The organism is Amycolatopsis samaneae (assembly GCF_039541975.1).
GTDB classification, from domain to species: domain Bacteria; phylum Actinomycetota; class Actinomycetes; order Mycobacteriales; family Pseudonocardiaceae; genus Amycolatopsis; species Amycolatopsis samaneae.
This window is the reverse complement of record NZ_BAABHG010000003.1, coordinates 466704-483686: the sequence shown is the minus strand read 5'-3', so window position 1 is coordinate 483686 and position 16983 is coordinate 466704. Positions and strand designations below refer to the sequence as shown.

Sequence of the window (16983 nt, the reverse complement as noted above, 5' to 3'; positions counted from 1 at the left end):
CGTTCAATCACGCGAGTTCTGCCTTCAAGCACGCGAACCGGCCGGTTCAGGTCAGACCGTAGAGCGTCCGCGCGTTGTGCTCGAACACCGCGAGACGCTCGGAGTCCGACAAGGATCCCGTGAGCGCCACCGCGGTGTCCACGACGACTTCGTAGGACGCCGCCAGCTCGCACACCGGCCAGTCCGAGCCGAACACCAGGCGCGCGGGCCCGAACGTCTCCAGCACGTGCTCGGCGTACCGGCTCAGGTGCCCGACCCGCCACGCCGCCCAGTCCGCCTCGGTCACCAGGCCGGACAGCTTGCAGCAGACGTTCTCCCGTGCCGCCAGCGCCGCGACCTCCGCTGCCCACGGCTGCCAGCCGCCCGCCGCGATCGGGGGCTTGGCCGCGTGGTCGAGCACGAACCGCTGGTCCGGCAACGCCTCGACGGCCCGTCGCGCGGCGGGCAGCTGCGCGACGGTCACCAGCAGGTCGTAGGCGAGCCCCGCGGCCCCGACCGCGGCGAGCCCGCGCCGGACGTCCGGGCGCAGCAGCCAGTCCGCGTCGTCCTCGTTCTCCACCTGGTGCCGGATCCCGACCAGCGGTCCCTTCTCGGCGAGCTCCGCCAGGGTGTCCGCGACGTCGGGCGCGGTGAGGTCGATCCAGCCGACGACACCGGCGATCACCGGCTCGGCCTTCGCGGCGGCGAGGAACTCCGCTGTCTCTTCGACCGCCGAGACCGTCTGCACCAGCACCGTCGCGTGCACCCCGGCGGCACCGGTCACCGCGCGCAGATCGTCCACTGTGTACGGACGGCGGACGGGGTCCAGCGCGGGCCCGGCCATCCACGGGTAGTCCCGGCGGGCCGGATCCCAGAGGTGGTGGTGCGCGTCGATCACGGCAGCCTCCCGGTCACCACGTCCGGGCGCAGCAGGCCCGCGTCGATCAGTTCGGCCCACAGTAAGGGCGGAACGTCCGCGCGCGCCCGGCGCGCGTTCGCGCTCACCTGTCCGGGGTCGTGCGCCCCGACGACCACCGAGGCCACCGCCGGGTGCGCGGCGGGCAGGGCCAGCGCCGCGCTCGGCAGCTCGACGCCGTGCCGCGCGCAGATCGCCGCGATCCGCTCCGCCCGCTCCACCAGTGAGCCGGGCGCCTCCGCGTAGTCGTACATCCGCCCCGGCTCGGCGGTGGCGAGGATCCCGCCGTTGAACGCGCCGCCGACGACCACCGCGACCCCGCGCCCGGCGCACAACGGCAGCAGTTCGTCCTGCGCGGCCTGATCCAGCAGGGTGTACCGGCCCGCGACGAGCACGACGTCGAGATCGAAGCGCCGGACGAACTCGGCGGGCATCGCGGCCTGGTTCATCCCGACCCCGACCGCGCCGAGGACGCCCTGTTCGCGCAGCGCGAGCAGGGCGGGGAACGCGCCGGACACCGCGTCGTCGAAATGCTCGTCGGGATCGTGCACGTAGGCGAGGTCGACGCGGTCGAGGCCGAGCCGCGTCAGGCTGTCCTCAAGCGACCGTAGGACGCCGTCGCGGCTGAAGTCCCAGCGACGCCGATAGGCGGCGGGCACGACGAAACCGGCGTCGTCCGTGCGCACCGCGCCCTCGGGATCGGGGTCCAGGATCCGGCCGACCTTGGTCGAGACCACGTACTCGTCGCGCGGGTAGGCCGCGAGCGCCGCGCCGAGGCGACGTTCGGACAGGCCGAGCCCGTAGTGCGGCGCGGTGTCGAAGTAGCGGATGTCCTCGTCCCACGCCCGCGCGACGGTCGCGACGGCGGTTTCGTCGTCCATGACGTGATAGAGGTTTCCCAGCTGCGCACAGCCGAGACCGAGCGAGGACAGCTTCACGGCAGCTCCCAGACGAGCCCGAGCCCGGTGTCGTTCCCGGAGTAGTCGTCCTCGACGTCGAGCAGTTCCGCCATCCTGGCCTGCCAAGGGACGTTCGCCGGGTGCGCACGCAGCGCCGCCCGCATCGCGGCGTAGTCGTCCACCTCCACCAGGTGGAAAAGATCCAACCCGTCGCGCCAGATCCGCCACGAGCGCACGCCCGCCTCCCGCAGCGCGGTGTCCAGCTCCGCCGGGATCACGGCGTGGACGCGCTCGTACTCGGCCTCCTTGCCGGGTTTGAGCCGAGTGTGCAGCGCCACTGTCTGTGGTACCCGATCGTGGGTCATCGCTCCTCCTTCACGGTGGCCGTGGCACGCTGTGCACAGCACACCGAAACATCCGAGGTCTTCTGCAGGGAGGGGTGGCGCGGATGCCCGTCACCGACGTCGCGATCGACAAGATCAAGGACATGATCATCTCGGGCGAGCTCGCCCCGGGTGACCGGCTGCCGAAGGAGGCCGAACTCGCCCAGCGGCTCGGGCTTTCCCGCAGTTCGCTGCGCGAGGCCGTGAAAGCGCTCTGCCTGATCCGCGTGCTCGACGTCCGCCAGGGCGACGGCACGTACGTCACCAGCCTGGAGCCGAACCTGCTGCTCGACGCGATGACGTTCGTGGTGGACTTCCACCGCGACGACACCGTGCTCGACTTCCTCGCGGTACGCCGGATCCTGGAACCCGCCGCGACGGCGATGGCCGCGCTGCACATGAGCGACGAGGACATCGCCGAACTGGGCGCGATGCTCGGCGAACTGGAGGACGCGCCGACCGTCGAAGCGCTCGTCGCGAACGACCTGCAGTTCCACCGCAAGATCGCCGACGGCTCCGGCAATCCCGTGCTGTGTTCGCTGCTGGACAGCCTTTCCGGGCCGACGACGCGGGCGCGGGTCTGGCGTGGACTCACCCAGGAGGGCGCCGTCGCGAAGACGCGGGAGCAGCACACGGCGATCTACGAGGCCATCGCGGCCCACGAGCCCGAGCTGGCCCGGTCCTGGGCCACCGTGCACGTCGCGGGCGTCGAGCAGTGGCTCCGCAACGCGCTGGGCTCCGCCGACGAAGACGCCCCCGCCGCTTCCTGACACCGTCGCCTCCTTCACGAGCAGTGGTCCGTGGGGGCCTCCCTGAGGGACCTGGAGTCCCTCAGGGAGGCCCCCACGGACATCCGATGATCATGACTTCGGAGGGTTACGTCTGGGGTTTGCCCCCGGCGTAGCGGGCGATGATCAGCGCGATGAGGATGATCGCGCCGTAGATGGCCTTCATCCACTCCGGCGGTACGTGCGCCACCTGCAGCAGGCTCGTCACCGACTGCAGGAGCAGCACGCCGGTGAGCGCGCCGACCAGTGAGCCCTTGCCGCCGTCGAGCGAGATCCCGCCGATCACCGCGGCCGCGAACACCTGCAGGATCATGCCGTTGCCCTGGTCGGCACCCAGCGCGCCGACGTAGCCGGTGTAGGCGAGCCCGCCGATCGCGGCGAGGACACCGGCGACGACGAACACCAGCCACGAGATCCGGTCCACCCGGATGCCCGCCGCGCGGGCCGCCTCGCGGTTGCCGCCGATCGCGTAGAGCGCCCGGCCGACGCGGTGGTACCGCAGCACGGCCCCGGCCACCAGGAACAGCACCGCGGCCAGCCACACCGACATCGGCAGCCCGGCGAACGTCGTGGTCGCGAGCGCGGTGAACGGGTCGAGCTGGTCGAACAGCGTCTTGCCCTTGGTGGCGCCGATCTGCACGCCGCGCAGCACGGTCAGCATCGCCAGCGTGACGATGAAGGCGTTGAGCTTCAGCTTGACGATCAGGAACCCGTTGACCGCGCCGATCAGCGCGCCCACGACCAGGATCGCCAGCAGCCCGGCGAACGCGGGCAGTTCGGTGCCGAACCCCGCCGACGCCGCCGGGATGACCACCATGACGCCGATCGCGGGCGCGATGCCCATCGTCGACTCCAGGGAGAGGTCGAACTTCCCGGTGATGAGCACGAGCGATTCGCCCAGCACCACCAGGGAAAGCGCGGCCGACGCCGAGAGAATGCCGACGATGCTGTCGAAGGTCAGGAACGTGTCGCTGATCAGCCCGCCGATGACGAACACCACCACGAGCACCGGTAACAGCGCGAGTTCCCGCAGCCACACGGCCTTCCGGCGCCTCGCCGGTGCGGCCAGCGCCGCCGTCTGAGGATCGGTCTGGAGATTAGTCACCGAGCTGGACTCCTTCGATGTCGGCCACGAGGTCACCGTCGGACCAGCCGGCCCGGTGTTCGGCGACCACCCGTCCCGCACGCAGGACCAGCACGCGGTCGCTCAGGCGCAGATCGTCCAGCTCGTCGCTGACGATCAGCACCGCCTTGCCCTCGGCGCGCACCCGGTCCACGACCGCGAGCAGCGCCTCCTTCGATTTCACGTCGACCCCGGCGGTCGGGTTGATCAGCACGACCACCCGGGGATCGCTCGCCAGCGCGCGGGCGAGCACCACCTTCTGCTGGTTGCCGCCGGACAGGTCCGACACCGGCTGCTCGGCGCCCGCCGCGACGATGTCGTAGTCGGCCAGCGCCCTGGTCGCCTTCGCGTGCCGCGTGCGCGGCGACGCGATCCCGCCGGGGCCGATACGGTCCAAAATGGACAACGTGGCGTTGTCCGCGATGGAGTGCTCCAGCACCAGGCCCTCGTGGTGGCGGTCCCTTGGCACACAGCCGATCCCGGCCCGCAGCGCGGCGGGGATGTCGCCAGGCCGCATCCGTTCGCCGTCCAGCGTGATCGTGCCCGCCGACGGCGAACGCAGCCCGTACACGGTTTCAGCCACCTGGTGCTTGCCGCTGGCGTTGCTGCCCGCCAGCCCGATGACCTCGCCGCGGTGCAGCCGGAACGAGACGCCGGCGAAGCCGTCCCCGGACAGGCCGTCGACGGCCAGCACCTCGGCGGCGTCCTCGGCCAGCGGATCACGCGAAGCCGCGTCACGCACGGCCAGGCCGCCCTTCTCGCCGGTCATCGCGTCGACCAGCTCGGCCCTGCCCACCTCGGCGACCGGCGCGGTCAGCACGTGCCGCGCGTCGCGCAGCACGGTGACCGCCTGGCACACCTCGTACACCTCGTGCAGGTGATGCGAGATGAACAGGAAGGTCACGCCGTTGTCCTGCATCTGGCGCATCCGCTCGAAGAGCCGCTCGATCGCCTGGCTGTCCAGCTGCGCGGTGGGCTCGTCGAGCACGATGAACCGGGCGCCGTAGGACAGCGCGCGGGCGATCTCGACGAACTGCCGGTCCTCCACCGACAGCTCGCCCGCCGGGGTGTCCACGTCGACCCCGACACCCCACGAGTCCAGCAGCTCCCGCGACTGGCGCCGCAGCCGCGACCAGCCGATCGCGAACCGGCCGCCGGACTGGCGGTTGAGGAACAGGTTCTCCGCGACGGTGAGCTCCGGGATCACCATGGCGTGCTGGTACACGCACGCCACCCGCTGCTTCCAGGCGTCCTGTTTGGACAGCGAGGGGGCCGGCTCGCCGCCGAAGTACACCGCGCCGGTGTCCGTTTTGGACAGTCCGGTCAGAATGGAGACCAGTGTCGACTTCCCCGCGCCGTTGCGCCCGACGAGCGCGTGCGACTCGCCGGGGTGAACGGTGAGGCTGACGTCGGCCAGCGCCACGGTCGGGCCGTAGCGCTTGCCGACACCCCGCGCGTCCACCACCGGAACGGCGGCTCCGGTAGCTGAAGCACTCACAAGTTGTTACCCCACAAGGCTTTGTCGTCCACGTTGTCCTTGGAGACAACCGGGGCGGGCAGCTGGTCCTCGAGGATGCCGGGGGCGACCTCCACGATGGTGCTGTTGTGGTCGGTCGGGCCCGGCTTGAAGGTCTCCCCCGCCATGGCCTTCTTCAGCCAGTACATGCCGTACTTGGCGTAGTCGTCGGCGGGCTGGGACACCGTCGCGTCCAGCTCGCCGGCCCGGATCGCGGCCAGCTCCTGCGGGATGCCGTCGTTGCTCACCAGCACGACGTGCTTCGGGTCGCCCACCGGGAAGAACATGTTCTTGCGTTTGAGGGCGGCCTCGGTCGGCGCCAGGTAGACACCGCCCGCCTGCATGTACACGGCCTTGATGTCCGGGTTCGCGGTGAGCAGGCTGTCCAGGCCCGCCGACGCCTTGTCGGCCTTCCACTCCGCGGGGATCTCCAGCACCTGCACGTCCGGGTACTTCGTCTTCATGCAGGTCCGGAACGCCTCGGAGCGGTCACGCCCGTTGACCGAGGCGAGATCGCCCATGACCTGCACGACCTTGCCGGACTTGACCTTCGCGCCGATCGCGTCGCAGGCCTTGGTGCCGTAGGCCTTGTTGTCCGCGCGCACCACCATCGCGACCTTGCCGCCCTCCGGGGCGACGTCGACCGCGACCACCGGCACGCCCTTGTTCTCGGCCTGCTTGAGCCCGGCGACCACGGCCGCGGAGTCCAGCGGGGTCACCACCAGGCCCTTGACGCCCTGGTTGAGCAGCGTCCCGATGTCGGTGATCAGCTTCGCCGGGTCGCTGTCGGCGTTGACCGTCGGCAACGCGTCGAGCCCCGACTGCTGGGCCATCTTGGGGACGTAGTTGTTGTAGGCCTGCCAGAACGGCGAGGTCAGCAGTGGCAGCGTGGCGCCGACCTTGCCGCCCTGCGCGCCACCGCCCGAGCCTGCCGCCTTGTCCTTGGTGGACCCGCAGGCCGCCAGAACCAGTCCGAGCGCGGTGGCCGCGGCGGCCACCTGGATCACCCTCGTACGCACCGCATCCTCCTTGATGACAGCGGGAAACAAGTCTTCAGTTGTTCGCCGGTCCGCGCGGGCGCAGGCCGTACATCCCGCCGTCCACGGCCAGTGCCGCGCCGGTGGTCGAGGCGGCGGCCGGGCTCGCCAGGTACACGATCGCGTTCGCCACCTCGTCCGCGGTGACGAGCCTGCCCATCGGCTGCCGCGCGGCGAGCGCGGCCCGCTCCGCCTCGGGGTCGGCGGCGGCATCGAGCAGTCTGCCCACCCACGGGGTGTCCGCGGTACCCGGACAGACACAGTTGACCCGGATCCTGTCCGGTAGGTGATCGGTCGCCATCGCCAGTGTCAGCGCCAGCACCGCCCCCTTGCTCGCCGAGTACAGCGCGCGCTGCGGCAGCCCGGCCCACGCCGCGATCGAGCAGGTGTTGACGATCGAGGCCGAGGCCGAGCGGCGCAGGTGCGGCAGCGCGGCCCGGCTCAGCCGGACCATGCCGACGACGTTCACGTCGAGCACGCGGTGCCATTCGTCGTCGCCGTTGCCGGTGACGTCGCCCGCCGCGCCGATCCCGGCGTTGTTGACCAGGACGTCCAGCCGGCCGAACCGCGCGACGACGGCGTCGATCGCGGCGGTCACCTCGGCGTCGGAGGAGACGTCGCAGCGGAACCCGGTCAGCGGCTCCGGGAGGTCGCCTGGCCTGAGGTCCAGCACCGCCACCTTGGCACCCCGCGCGGCGAGCTGCCGTGCCGTGGCGAGGCCGATTCCCGACGCGCCACCGGTGACGACCGCGACCAGTCCTTCGAACTCACTCACTGCTCGTTCTCCGTCCATTCTGGACCGTCCGGGAACCGGAAACGGCGCAACGTCGCGTCGTGCATCCGCGCGGAGAACCCGGGTTTGGTCGGGGCGAGGTAACGGCCGTCGCGCACGACCGCCGGATCGGTGAAGTGCTCGTGCAGGTGATCGACCCACTCGATGCTGCGGTCGGTGTCGCTCCCGGACACCGCGACGTAGTCGAACAGCGAAAGGTGCCGCACCAGCTCGCACAGTCCGACCCCGCCGGCGTGCGGGCACACCGGGACGCCGAACTTGGCCGCCAGCAAGAGAATCGCGAGGTTCTCGTTCAGGCCGCCGACGCGCGCGGCGTCCAGTTGCAGCACCGAGATCGCGCCCGCCTGGAGCAGCTGTTTGAACACCACGCGGTTCTGCACGTGCTCGCCGGTGGCCACCCGGATCGGGGCGAGGGCCTTCGCGATCGCGGCGTGCCCGAGGACGTCGTCGGGCGAGGTCGGCTCCTCGATCCAGTACGGGTCGTACGGCGCCAGCGCCGTCATCCAGCCGATCGCGGCCGCGACGTCCCAGCGCTGGTTCGCGTCCACGGCGATCCGGACGTCCGGCCCGACGGTCTCGCGGGCCAGCTTCATCCGGCGGACGTCGTCCTCGACGCTCCCGCCGACCTTGAGCTTGATCATGTCGAACCCGTCGGCGACGGCCTGCCCCGCGAGCCGGACGAGCTTGGCGTCGGAGTAGCCCAGCCAGCCGGGCGACGTGCTGTAGGCGCGGTAGCCCTCGGCACGCACCCGCGCGGCACGCTCGGCACGCCCCGGCTCCGCCGCGCGGAGGATGTCGAGGGCCTCCTGCTCGGTCAGCGCGTCCGACAGGTACCGGAAGTCCACAAGGGACACCAGCTCCTCCGGCGTCATCCGCGCCGCGAACTCCCACACCGGCAGGTCGGCGCGCCGCGCCGCCAGGTCCCACGCGGCGTTCACGATCGCGCCGATGGCCATGTGCGCGACGCCCTTTTCCGGGCCAAGCCAACGGAACTGCGAGTCCCCGATCAGCCGCCGCGACAGCTCGCCGAGCGCGGCCGCGTCCGCCGGGACCTCCCGGCCGACCACGTGCGGCGCGAGCGCGCGGATCGCGGCGGCCTGCACGTCGTTGCCTCGCCCGATGGTGAAGGCGAGCCCGTAGCCGTCCGGCCCGCTGTCGGCGTGCAGCACGACGTAGGCCGCCGAATAGTCCGGATCCGGGTTCATGGCGTCCGACCCGTCCAGCTCCCGCGAGGTCGGGAACCGGATGTCGAGCACCTCCATGTCGACGATCTTCGCCATGTCAGGCCTGCCTCACCGTCTGCCGCTGGCGGCCGAGCCCGTCGATCTCCAGCTCCACCACGTCGCCGGCGCGCAGGTACGGCTTGGGGTCGGGCTGCCCGAGCGCCACGCCCTCCGGGGTGCCGGTGTTGATCAGGTCGCCGGGCCGCAGCACCATGAACTGGCTGAGGTAGTGCACGATCTCGGCGACGGTGAACACCATGTCCCTGGTGGACGAGTCCTGCCACTTCCTCCCGTTGACCCACAGGCGCAGCCCGAGGTCCTGCGGGTCGGCGATCTCGGCGGCCGGGACCAGCCCCGGGCCGAGCGGGTTGAAGTTCTCGCAGGACTTGCCCTTGTCCCAGGTGCCGCCGCGTTCGAGCTGGAACTCGCGCTCGGAGACGTCGTTCGACACGACGTACCCGGCGACGTGGTCCAGCGCTTCGTCGACGCTGTCGAGGTAGCGCGCGGTCTTGCCGATGACGACGCCGAGCTCGACCTCCCAGTCGGTCGCCGCCGACTTCCGGGGGACGAGCACGTCGTCGTACGGGCCGACGACCACGTCCGGGGCCTTCATGAACACGACCGGCTCGGCCGGGATCGGCGCGCCGGTCTCCTCGGCGTGCCGCCGGTAGTTGAGGCCGACGCAGACGACCTTGCCGGGGGTGGCGACGGGCGCGCCGATCCGCAGCCCCTCGGCCGCGGGCCCGGCGGCGGGCAGGTTCCCCCGCTCCAGCGCGGTGGTCACCCGCGCGATGCCGTCCGCGGCCAGGAACCCGCCGTCGATGTCGGCGGTCAGGCCGCTCAGTTCGTAGAGCGCGCCTTCACCACCGGCCCGCACGAACGGGCGCTCACTCCCCGGTTCCCCGAGACGCACAAGCTGCACGGACGTTCCCTTCCGACTCCCGCCACCGGCAGCGGACACTCCCGCGCCGACGGCCCACCCGTCAAGCAGACATCCGATGTATATCGCAGAGCTACCCGCCCGATCCAGACCCGTGGGCGAATTGACCGGAAAATTGATCCGATCTCCTTCGGGAACCCTCCTCGGCCAAGCGGGTGGTACCGGTCACAGCCGGAATAGCACGCGGGCGGCATGCGGTTCCGTTTGGAGGGAAACGATCAGCGGGGAGAGCGAGTGAGCGGCACAGCGGCGCGGGTGGCATCGCCGGACACGACGGTCACCGGGGCGGCCCGGGTGAAGTTCGCGCTGATACTGGGGGGCCTTTCGGCGTTCGGCCCGCTGTCGATCGACATGTACCTGCCCGCGCTGCCCGCGATGGCGAACGACCTGCGCGCCGCGGACACCACGGTGCAGCTGACGCTCTCCGCGTTCATCATCGGCCTGGCGGTCGGGCAGCTCGTGCTCGGCCCGCTGTCGGACACGTTCGGCCGCCGCCGCCCGCTCATCGCCGGGCTCGTGCTCTACGTGGTGGGTTCGGTCCTGTGCGCGGTCAGCCCGAACGCGGAGCTGCTCATCGCCGCGCGGGGCGTGCAGGCGGTCGGCGCCGCGGCGGGCATCGTGATCGCCCGCGCGGCCGTGCGGGACCTGTTCTCCGGCGTCGCCATGACGAAGTTCTTCTCGATGCTCATGCTGGTCAACGGCCTGGCACCGATCCTGGCCCCGATCATCGGCGGGCAGCTGCTGAACTGGACGTCGTGGCACGGCGTGTTCGTCACGCTGGCGGTGTTCGGCGGGCTGCTGCTGATCGTCGTCGCCCTCGCGCTGCCCGAGTCGCTCCCCGAGGACCTGCGTTCCTCCGCGCGGCTCGGCGAGGTCCTGCGCTCCTACGCCGCGCTGCTGGCCGACCGCGTGTTCGTCGGGTACGCCCTTTCCTCCGGGCTCATGTTCGGCGGGCTGTTCGCCTACATCTCCGGGTCCTCGTTCGCGCTGCAGGAGGTGTACGGGCTGAGCCCGCAGGAGTTCAGCCTCGTGTTCGGGTTCAACGGCGTCGGCATCGTGCTCGCCGGGCAGCTCAACGGCCGGCTCGTCGGCCGGTTCACCGAACGGGCGCTGCTCACCGTCGGGCTGGTCCTGTTCGCGGTGAGCGGGATCGGCGTGCTGGTGGCCGCCGCGGGCGGGCTCGGCCTGGTCGCGCTGCTCGTCCCGCTGTTCGTGATGATCGCCAGCATCGGCCTGACGGCGCCGAACTCCAGCTCGCTCGCGCTGGCCGAGCACGCGCGCTCGGCGGGTGCCGCGTCGGCGCTGCTGGGCGTGCTCCAGTTCGTCGTCGGCGGCCTGGCCACCCCGCTGGTCGGGCTCGGCGACAAGGGCAGCGCGACGCCGATGGCGCTGGTGATGGCCGGATTCGCGGTCCTCGCCCTGCTCGCGTACGCGGGCCTGACGCGTCAAGCCAGCCCGGCGAGGTCGGCCGACCTCAGCTGATCCGGGGTGACGGTGGCGCGGGCGCGGACGAGCACCTCCAGCGCGTCGCCGTCGTCCCAGGCGTTGACGTTCATCGCGGCCGCCACCCGGCCTTCGCGCAGCCAGAACGCGATGAACTCCCGCGTCGCCAGGTCACCCCGCACGACGAGTTCGTCGGTGACGGGATCGGCGAGACCGCGGTACTCACAGCCGAGGTCGTACTGGTCGGTGAAGAAGTACGGGGCGTCGAGGTACGGCTCGTTCTCGCCGAGCAGGTTCCCCGCCACGTGCGTGCCCTGTCCCTTCGCGTTCGCCCAGTGCTCGACGCGGACGCGGTGCCCGTAGCGCGGGTGGAAGTGGGAGGCGATGTCGCCGACGGCGTAGACGTCCGGCGCGGCGGTCCGCAGCCCGGCGTCGACGGCGACCCCGCCGTCGTCGGCGATCTCCAGCCCGGCGGCGTGCGCGAGCTCGACCCTCGGCGCGACGCCGACCGCGACCAGCACGACGTCCGCGGGGAGTTCGTCGCCGGAGGACAGCCGCACCCCGGTGACCCCGTCCGGGCCGCCGGTGATCTCCGCGATCCCCTCGCCGAGCCGCCAGCGCACGCCGTGCTCGGTGTGCAGGTCACGGAACACCCCGGCGACCTCGGTGCCGAGCACCCCGCCCAGCGGCGCGGTGATCCGGTCGACGACGGTCACCTCGGCGTCGTGCGACCGGGCGGCCGCGGCGGCCTCCGTCCCGATCCAGCCCGCGCCGATGACGACCACGTGCCGCGCCGCGTCGAACGCCGACCGCAGCGCGAGCGAGTCGTCGAGGGTCCGCAGGGTGTGCACGCCGGGCAGGTCGGCGCCGGGAACGGGCAGCGTCCTCGGCTGCGATCCGGTGGCGAGCACGAGCCGGTCGTAGCGGTGTTCCCCGCCCGCGTCGTCGAGCACCAGCCGCGCGCCCAGCTCGACCCTGGTCGCGGTGACGCCAGGGGTGAAGCGGATGTCGTGTTCGGCGTAGAACCCCTCGGCGCGCACCCAGTCCGGTTCGTCGGCGTTGCCGAGCAGCACACCCTTGGACAGCGGCGGCAGCTCGTACGGACGATGTCGTTCGGCCCCGGCCAGCAGCACCTCCCCCGGGTACCCGCGCTCGCGCAGGGCGGCCGCTGCGGACGCGCCCGCCAGCCCGGCACCGACGACGACGATCTTGCGGGGTTCGGACATCGCGCTCTCCCCAAAGTTCCGGCAGGGCCTGCCGCCCGGACGCTACTCCGAAGCGCCACACCGGGAAACCGGAGCGAAACCGCCACGGAAAGACGCTGGTCAGGGATTGACGAGGAAGGGCCGAAAACTCGTCGGTAGGAAAATCGGGTGAACCGGCGTCACGGGCTCCGCGGGGCTTCGTCCCAGCCTCGCACGAAGCACGACCACTGAGGTGAATCGGAGGGCGAGGACCGTGGCAGCGAGGGACGAATGGTCGATCGGCTGCCGGGATCTGGCCGGCAGGCGCAGGGACGTGACGGTGTTCGTGAGCAGCGACAAGGTGGTGCTCGTCGCCCCGCCGGGCGAGGCCGCCGTGCTCGGGCCACTCGAGGTCGGACGCCTGCGGGCCGCGCTGCGCGACGCCGTGGTGGCGGTGGCGCAGCATCCCGTCAACAGGTGACAACTACCGTTCCTACTTGCGAGTAGGTACAGTCTCCCCTGACCGAAGGGGACGACGATGACCACCTACTTCGTGACCGGCGCGACGGGCTTCATCGGGAAGCGCCTGGTCGCCCGGCTGCTGCGGCGGCGGGAGACGACCGCCGTCCACGTACTCGTCCGCGAGACCTCGCGCGACCGGCTGGCGGCGCTCTCCCGCGACTGGGCGGGCGCCGACAGGCTGATCCCGGTCACCGGGGATCTCACCGAACCGGCACTCGGCCTCGACCCGGCGGACCTCGCCGGGATCGACCACGTGGTCCACCTCGGCGCGGTCTACGACCTCACCGCGAGCGACGAGGTCAACCGCGCCGCCAACGTCGAGGGCACCCGGAACCTGCTCGCGTTCGCGGCGGCCGCGAAGGCCGGCCTGGTGCACCACGTGTCCTCCATCGCGGTGGCGGGCGACCACGCGGGCCGGTTCACCGAGGAGGACTTCGACCTCGGACAGCACTTCGCTTCTCCTTACCACGCCACGAAGTTCGAGGCCGAGAAGCTGGTGCGCGCCCAGCACGCCGTGCCGTTCCGGGTGTACCGGCCCTCGGCGGTGGTCGGCGATTCGCGGACCGGCGAGATGGACAAGATCGACGGGCCGTACTACTTCCTCCCCGCGATCTCCCGGCTCGCCGCGCTGCCCGGCAGGCTGCCGCTGGCCGCGCCCGACCTCGGCGCGACGAACCTGGTGCCGGTGGACTACGTCGTCGCGGCGATGGAGTACCTGATGCACCGCGACGCGCCGTCCGGGGCCACCTACCACCTCGCCTCGCCCCGGCCGCAGCCGCTGCACGAGGTCTACAACGCCTTCTCCCACGCCGCGGGCGGTCCCCGGATCGGCGCCGTGCTGCCGTCCCGACCGTCCACAGTGGTCCGTTCGATCGGCTCCCGCCTCGCGCGCGCCGCCGCGGCCGGGGTCGATCGCCTCCCCGGCGGGCGCGCCACCCGCGCGGCCGTGCTGGACGAGCTGGGCATCCCGCTGCCCGTCCTGCCGCACCTGAGCATGGCCGTCGAGTTCGACACCGCGCGCACCACCTCGGCACTCTTCGGCAGCGGCGTCGAGCTGCCCGAGCTGCGGGACTACGCGCATCCGCTCTACCGCTACTGGCGTGAGCACCTCGACCCCGACCGCGCGCGGCACGGCGGCGGGCTGACCGGGCGCGTCGTGCTGATCACCGGCGCGTCCTCCGGCATCGGGCGCGCGTCCGCGCTGAAGGTGGCCAAGCGCGGCGCGAAGGTGCTGCTGGTCGCCCGGCGCGCGGACGAACTGGAGGAGGTCCGCGCCGAGATCGCCGCCGCGGGCGGGCAGGCGACGGCCTACCCGTGCGACCTGACCGACGGCGACGCGGTGGACGCGCTCGTCAAGGCGGTGCTCGCCGAGCACGGCGCCGTCGACATGCTGGTCAACAACGCGGGCCGGTCGATCCGGCGCTCGGTGAGCCTGTCCACCGAGCGGGTGCACGATTTCGAGCGCACGATGGCGATCAACTACTTCGGCCCGGTCCGGCTCACCCTCGGCCTGCTGCCGTCGATGTTGCGACGCCGCTTCGGGCACGTCGTCAACGTGACCACGCAAGGACTCCAGACCGACACCCCGCGCTTCGCGGCGTACCTCGCGTCGAAGGCGGCGCTGGAGGAGTTCGGCCGCGTCACCGGCCGCGAGACGCTGTCCGACGGCGTCACGTTCAGCTCCGTCCGGATGCCGCTGGTGCGCACGCCGATGATCACGCCGTCGTCGTATCGCGGGATCCCGTCGAGCAGCCCGGAACGCGCGGCCGCGCTGGTGGTCAAGGCCCTGGAGGAGCGTCCCGAGATCCTCAGCCTCCCGGAGGGCCGCGCCGCCGAACTGGCGACACTGGCCGCGCCGCGGTTGACCCGCTTCGCCGTGCACCTCGCCTACCGCGCGATGCCCGAGTCCGCCCCCGAGGCCCGCGACCTGCCCCGGCAGCCGGCCCCCGCCTCCGTCGCCGCCGCCGTCACCCGCCTCCTCTGGCGCCGCCGCGCGTGATCCGCCGGAGGTCTCGCGTGCGGGAACGGAGATCTCGCGTGATCAGGCGGAGATTCGCGAAGTCTCCACCTGATCACGCGAAGTCGCCGTCTGATCACGTCAGTTCTCCTCCAGGGCACGCATCGGGGTGCCGCCGGGGTTCCAGGTTTCGAGGAACCCCGGCTGGACGGCGACGTCGACGAGTTCGATGCGGGCCCCGATGCTGTCGACGCGGTGATAGGCGAACGGGCGGCCGTACGGGCAGGCGTCGAACTCGGCGGGGAAACCCGACGCGGCCAGCCGCGCGGAGGCGTCCTCGATGGACCGCGTCCACCAGCCCAGATGGTCGAACCGCGCGGCGCCGCCGCAGTCCCACGGGCTGCCCGGCGGTCCCTCGATCAGCTCCAGATGCGGTGGTCCTTCGGAGAACACGATCCGGTAATCCCAGTCGCCGAGCCGCCCGTCACGGACCGGCCGCCACGACGTCCCGGTGGCGGTGGTGAAGTCCCGCATGGCCTTTTCGAGGTCGGGCACGACGAAACAGGCGTGATAGAAGCCGCTCATGCGAGGGACCCTAAGCGAATGCGACGCACGGAACACCGCGGCCACGGATCGCTAGGTTAGCCTAACCTGTGTGGAACAGACCGTGAACACGATCGCGGGGCCCGCCCGGACCTCGCCGGCCGGTGAGACGCGGCTGCGCGCCGAAGCGCTCACCCTCGCCTACGACGGCCGGACCGTGGCCGAGGACCTCGGGGTCGTCATCCCCGACCAGTCCTTCACCGTCATCGTCGGGCCCAACGCCTGCGGGAAGACGACGCTGCTGCGCGCGCTGTCCCGGATGCTCAAGCCGCGCAAGGGCTCGGTGTTCCTCGACGGCGAGGTGATCGGCTCCTACCCGGCCAAGGAGGTCGCGCGGCGGCTGGGGCTGCTGCCGCAGAGCTCGATCGCGCCGGACGGGATCACCGTCGCCGATCTGGTCGCCCGCGGCCGGTACCCGCACCAGAAGCTGCTGCGCCAGTGGTCCCGCGAGGACGCCGCCGTGGTCGCCGGGTCGATGCGCGCCACCGGCGTCGACGATCTCGCCGAGCGGCTGGTCGACGAGCTGTCCGGCGGGCAGCGCCAGCGCGTCTGGATGGCGATGGCGCTGGCCCAGCAGACCGACCTGCTCCTGCTCGACGAGCCGACGACCTACCTGGACATCGCGCACCAGATGGACATCCTCGACCTCTGCGCGCGGCTGCACGCCGACCAGGGCCGGACGCTGGTGGCTGTGCTGCACGACCTCAACCACGCGGCGCGTTACGCCACGCACATGATCGCCATGCGGGACGGGAAGGTGCTCGCGACCGGCACCCCGGACGAGGTCGTCACGGCGGCGAACGTCGAGGAAATCTTCGAGCTGCCGTGCACCGTGATGCCGTGCCCGGAGACCGGCACGCCGCTGGTGATCCCGAAGGCGGACCGCCGCGCGGGCTAGATTGGCCGTGGAGGTGCCATGAGCAAGGAACTCTGGTCCACAGTGGACGGTTATCTCGCGGACGCGATGATCCCCGCCGACCCGGTGCTCGACGCCGCGCTCGCCGACTCGCGGGCGGCCGGGCTGCCGTCCATCGCGGTCGCGCCCAACCAGGGCAAGCTGCTCAACCTGCTGGCCCGCGGCGTGCGCGCCCGCTCGATACTGGAGATCGGGACCCTCGGCGGGTACAGCACCATCTGGCTCGCGCGGGCGCTGCCCGAGGGCGGCAAGCTCGTCACGTGCGAGTTCGAGCCGAAACACGCCGAGGTCGCCCGCGCGAACCTGCGCCGCGCCGGATTCGGCGAGGAGGTCGTGGAGATCCGCGTCGGCGCCGCGCTCGACACCCTGCCCCGGCTGACCGGGCCGTTCGACTTCGTCTTCATCGACGCGGACAAGCCCAACCTCGCCGGGTACCTCGCCGAGGCGGTCCGGCTGTCCCGGCCGGGCACGATGGTCGTCGTCGACAACGTCGTCCGGCGGGGCACGGTGGCCGATCCTGGCACCACCGACCCGGCGGCGCTCGGCGTGCGGGCGATGAACGAGCTGATCTCCCGCGAACCCCGGATCGACGCGACCACGCTCCAGACCGTCGGCGCGAAGGGCCACGACGGCCTCACGGTGGCCCTGGTCACCTGACCGGCACCCGTCAACTCGCGTACCCGGACGGTCGGCTCGCGTACCCAGGAGGTCGGCTCGCGTACCTGGACGGTCGGCTCACCGGCCGACCCTCCAGGTACGCT

The 16983-nt window shown here is 71.8% G+C and carries 17 protein-coding genes; 6 read left to right on the top strand and 11 right to left on the bottom strand.

Annotated features, from left to right (window positions below; all coding sequences use genetic code 11):
• Nucleotides 1-46: 46 nt before the first annotated feature.
• From ABD987_RS09360 to ABD987_RS09350, 3 genes are read right to left on the bottom strand one after another with little or no spacing between them, the layout of a single operon-like run.
• Nucleotides 47-877 (bottom strand): amidohydrolase family protein, encoded by an 831-nt coding sequence (locus ABD987_RS09360; RefSeq protein ID WP_345389202.1) that lies wholly within the window; start codon nt 875-877, stop codon nt 47-49.
• Entirely contained in the window at nt 874-1833 is a 960-nt protein-coding gene (locus ABD987_RS09355; RefSeq protein WP_345389200.1) for an aldo/keto reductase, read from the bottom strand. The genes ABD987_RS09360 and ABD987_RS09355 overlap by 4 nt, the downstream gene beginning before the upstream one ends.
• Complete coding sequence (locus ABD987_RS09350) at nt 1830-2159, bottom strand: L-rhamnose mutarotase (protein WP_345389198.1); 330 nt, start codon at nt 2157-2159, stop codon at nt 1830-1832. The genes ABD987_RS09355 and ABD987_RS09350 overlap by 4 nt, the downstream gene beginning before the upstream one ends.
• Before the next feature lie 83 nt (nt 2160-2242).
• Here ABD987_RS09350 and ABD987_RS09345 point away from each other — a divergent pair, with 83 nt between their 5' ends.
• Nucleotides 2243-2947 (top strand): FadR/GntR family transcriptional regulator, encoded by a 705-nt coding sequence (locus ABD987_RS09345; RefSeq protein WP_345389196.1) that lies wholly within the window; start codon nt 2243-2245, stop codon nt 2945-2947.
• Nucleotides 2948-3053: 106 nt separating this feature from the next.
• Here the strand turns inward: ABD987_RS09345 and ABD987_RS09340 are convergent, their stop codons facing one another.
• Genes ABD987_RS09340 through ABD987_RS09315 form a run of 6 tightly spaced genes read right to left on the bottom strand, consistent with a single transcriptional unit; the run spans nt 3054 to nt 9579 of the window.
• Nucleotides 3054-4070: an ABC transporter permease gene (locus ABD987_RS09340; protein ID WP_345389194.1), complete on the bottom strand. Its 1017-nt coding sequence runs from the start codon at nt 4068-4070 to the stop codon at nt 3054-3056.
• On the bottom strand, nt 4063-5586 hold the full coding sequence (locus ABD987_RS09335; RefSeq protein WP_345389192.1) for a sugar ABC transporter ATP-binding protein: 1524 nt from the start codon (nt 5584-5586) through the stop codon (nt 4063-4065). The genes ABD987_RS09340 and ABD987_RS09335 overlap by 8 nt, the downstream gene beginning before the upstream one ends.
• The gene (locus tag ABD987_RS09330; protein ID WP_425551079.1) at nt 5583-6611 is read right to left on the bottom strand and encodes a sugar ABC transporter substrate-binding protein; all 1029 of its coding nucleotides are present in this window, start codon (nt 6609-6611) and stop codon (nt 5583-5585) included. Before ABD987_RS09330 ends, ABD987_RS09335 begins: the two co-directional genes overlap by 4 nt.
• A gap of 46 nt (nt 6612-6657) precedes the next feature.
• On the bottom strand, nt 6658-7416 hold the full coding sequence (locus tag ABD987_RS09325) for an SDR family NAD(P)-dependent oxidoreductase (protein WP_345389188.1): 759 nt from the start codon (nt 7414-7416) through the stop codon (nt 6658-6660).
• Entirely contained in the window at nt 7413-8714 is a 1302-nt protein-coding gene (locus ABD987_RS09320) for an enolase C-terminal domain-like protein (protein ID WP_345389186.1), read from the bottom strand. Before ABD987_RS09320 ends, ABD987_RS09325 begins: the two co-directional genes overlap by 4 nt.
• Nucleotide 8715: 1 nt before the next feature.
• The gene (locus ABD987_RS09315) at nt 8716-9579 is read right to left on the bottom strand and encodes a fumarylacetoacetate hydrolase family protein (RefSeq protein ID WP_345389184.1); all 864 of its coding nucleotides are present in this window, start codon (nt 9577-9579) and stop codon (nt 8716-8718) included.
• A gap of 210 nt (nt 9580-9789) precedes the next feature.
• On the opposite strand from ABD987_RS09315, the gene ABD987_RS09310 reads away from it, so the two are divergent.
• Complete coding sequence (locus tag ABD987_RS09310; protein ID WP_378214007.1) at nt 9790-11079, top strand: Bcr/CflA family multidrug efflux MFS transporter; 1290 nt, start codon at nt 9790-9792, stop codon at nt 11077-11079.
• Here ABD987_RS09310 and ABD987_RS09305 read toward each other — a convergent pair.
• Nucleotides 11043-12266 carry an NAD(P)/FAD-dependent oxidoreductase gene (locus ABD987_RS09305; RefSeq protein WP_345389182.1) on the bottom strand — a complete coding sequence of 408 codons (1224 nt, stop codon included), beginning with the start codon at nt 12264-12266 and terminating at the stop codon, nt 11043-11045. The two genes, ABD987_RS09310 and ABD987_RS09305, sit on opposite strands and share 37 nt — an antisense overlap.
• Before the next feature lie 232 nt (nt 12267-12498).
• On the opposite strand from ABD987_RS09305, the gene ABD987_RS09300 reads away from it, so the two are divergent.
• Both ABD987_RS09300 and ABD987_RS09295 read left to right on the top strand, forming a co-directional pair.
• The gene (locus ABD987_RS09300) at nt 12499-12705 is read left to right on the top strand and encodes a hypothetical protein (protein ID WP_345389180.1); all 207 of its coding nucleotides are present in this window, start codon (nt 12499-12501) and stop codon (nt 12703-12705) included.
• A gap of 57 nt (nt 12706-12762) precedes the next feature.
• Nucleotides 12763-14745 carry an SDR family oxidoreductase gene (locus ABD987_RS09295; RefSeq protein ID WP_345389178.1) on the top strand — a complete coding sequence of 661 codons (1983 nt, stop codon included), beginning with the start codon at nt 12763-12765 and terminating at the stop codon, nt 14743-14745.
• Between the two features lie 99 nt (nt 14746-14844).
• Here the strand turns inward: ABD987_RS09295 and ABD987_RS09290 are convergent, their stop codons facing one another.
• Complete coding sequence (locus ABD987_RS09290) at nt 14845-15288, bottom strand: VOC family protein (protein WP_345389176.1); 444 nt, start codon at nt 15286-15288, stop codon at nt 14845-14847.
• A gap of 70 nt (nt 15289-15358) precedes the next feature.
• Here ABD987_RS09290 and ABD987_RS09285 point away from each other — a divergent pair, with 70 nt between their 5' ends.
• Nucleotides 15359-16204 carry an ABC transporter ATP-binding protein gene (locus ABD987_RS09285; RefSeq protein WP_345389174.1) on the top strand — a complete coding sequence of 282 codons (846 nt, stop codon included), beginning with the start codon at nt 15359-15361 and terminating at the stop codon, nt 16202-16204.
• Nucleotides 16205-16222: 18 nt separating this feature from the next.
• Entirely contained in the window at nt 16223-16879 is a 657-nt protein-coding gene (locus ABD987_RS09280; protein ID WP_345389172.1) for an O-methyltransferase, read from the top strand.
• Nucleotides 16880-16983 lie beyond the last annotated feature (104 nt).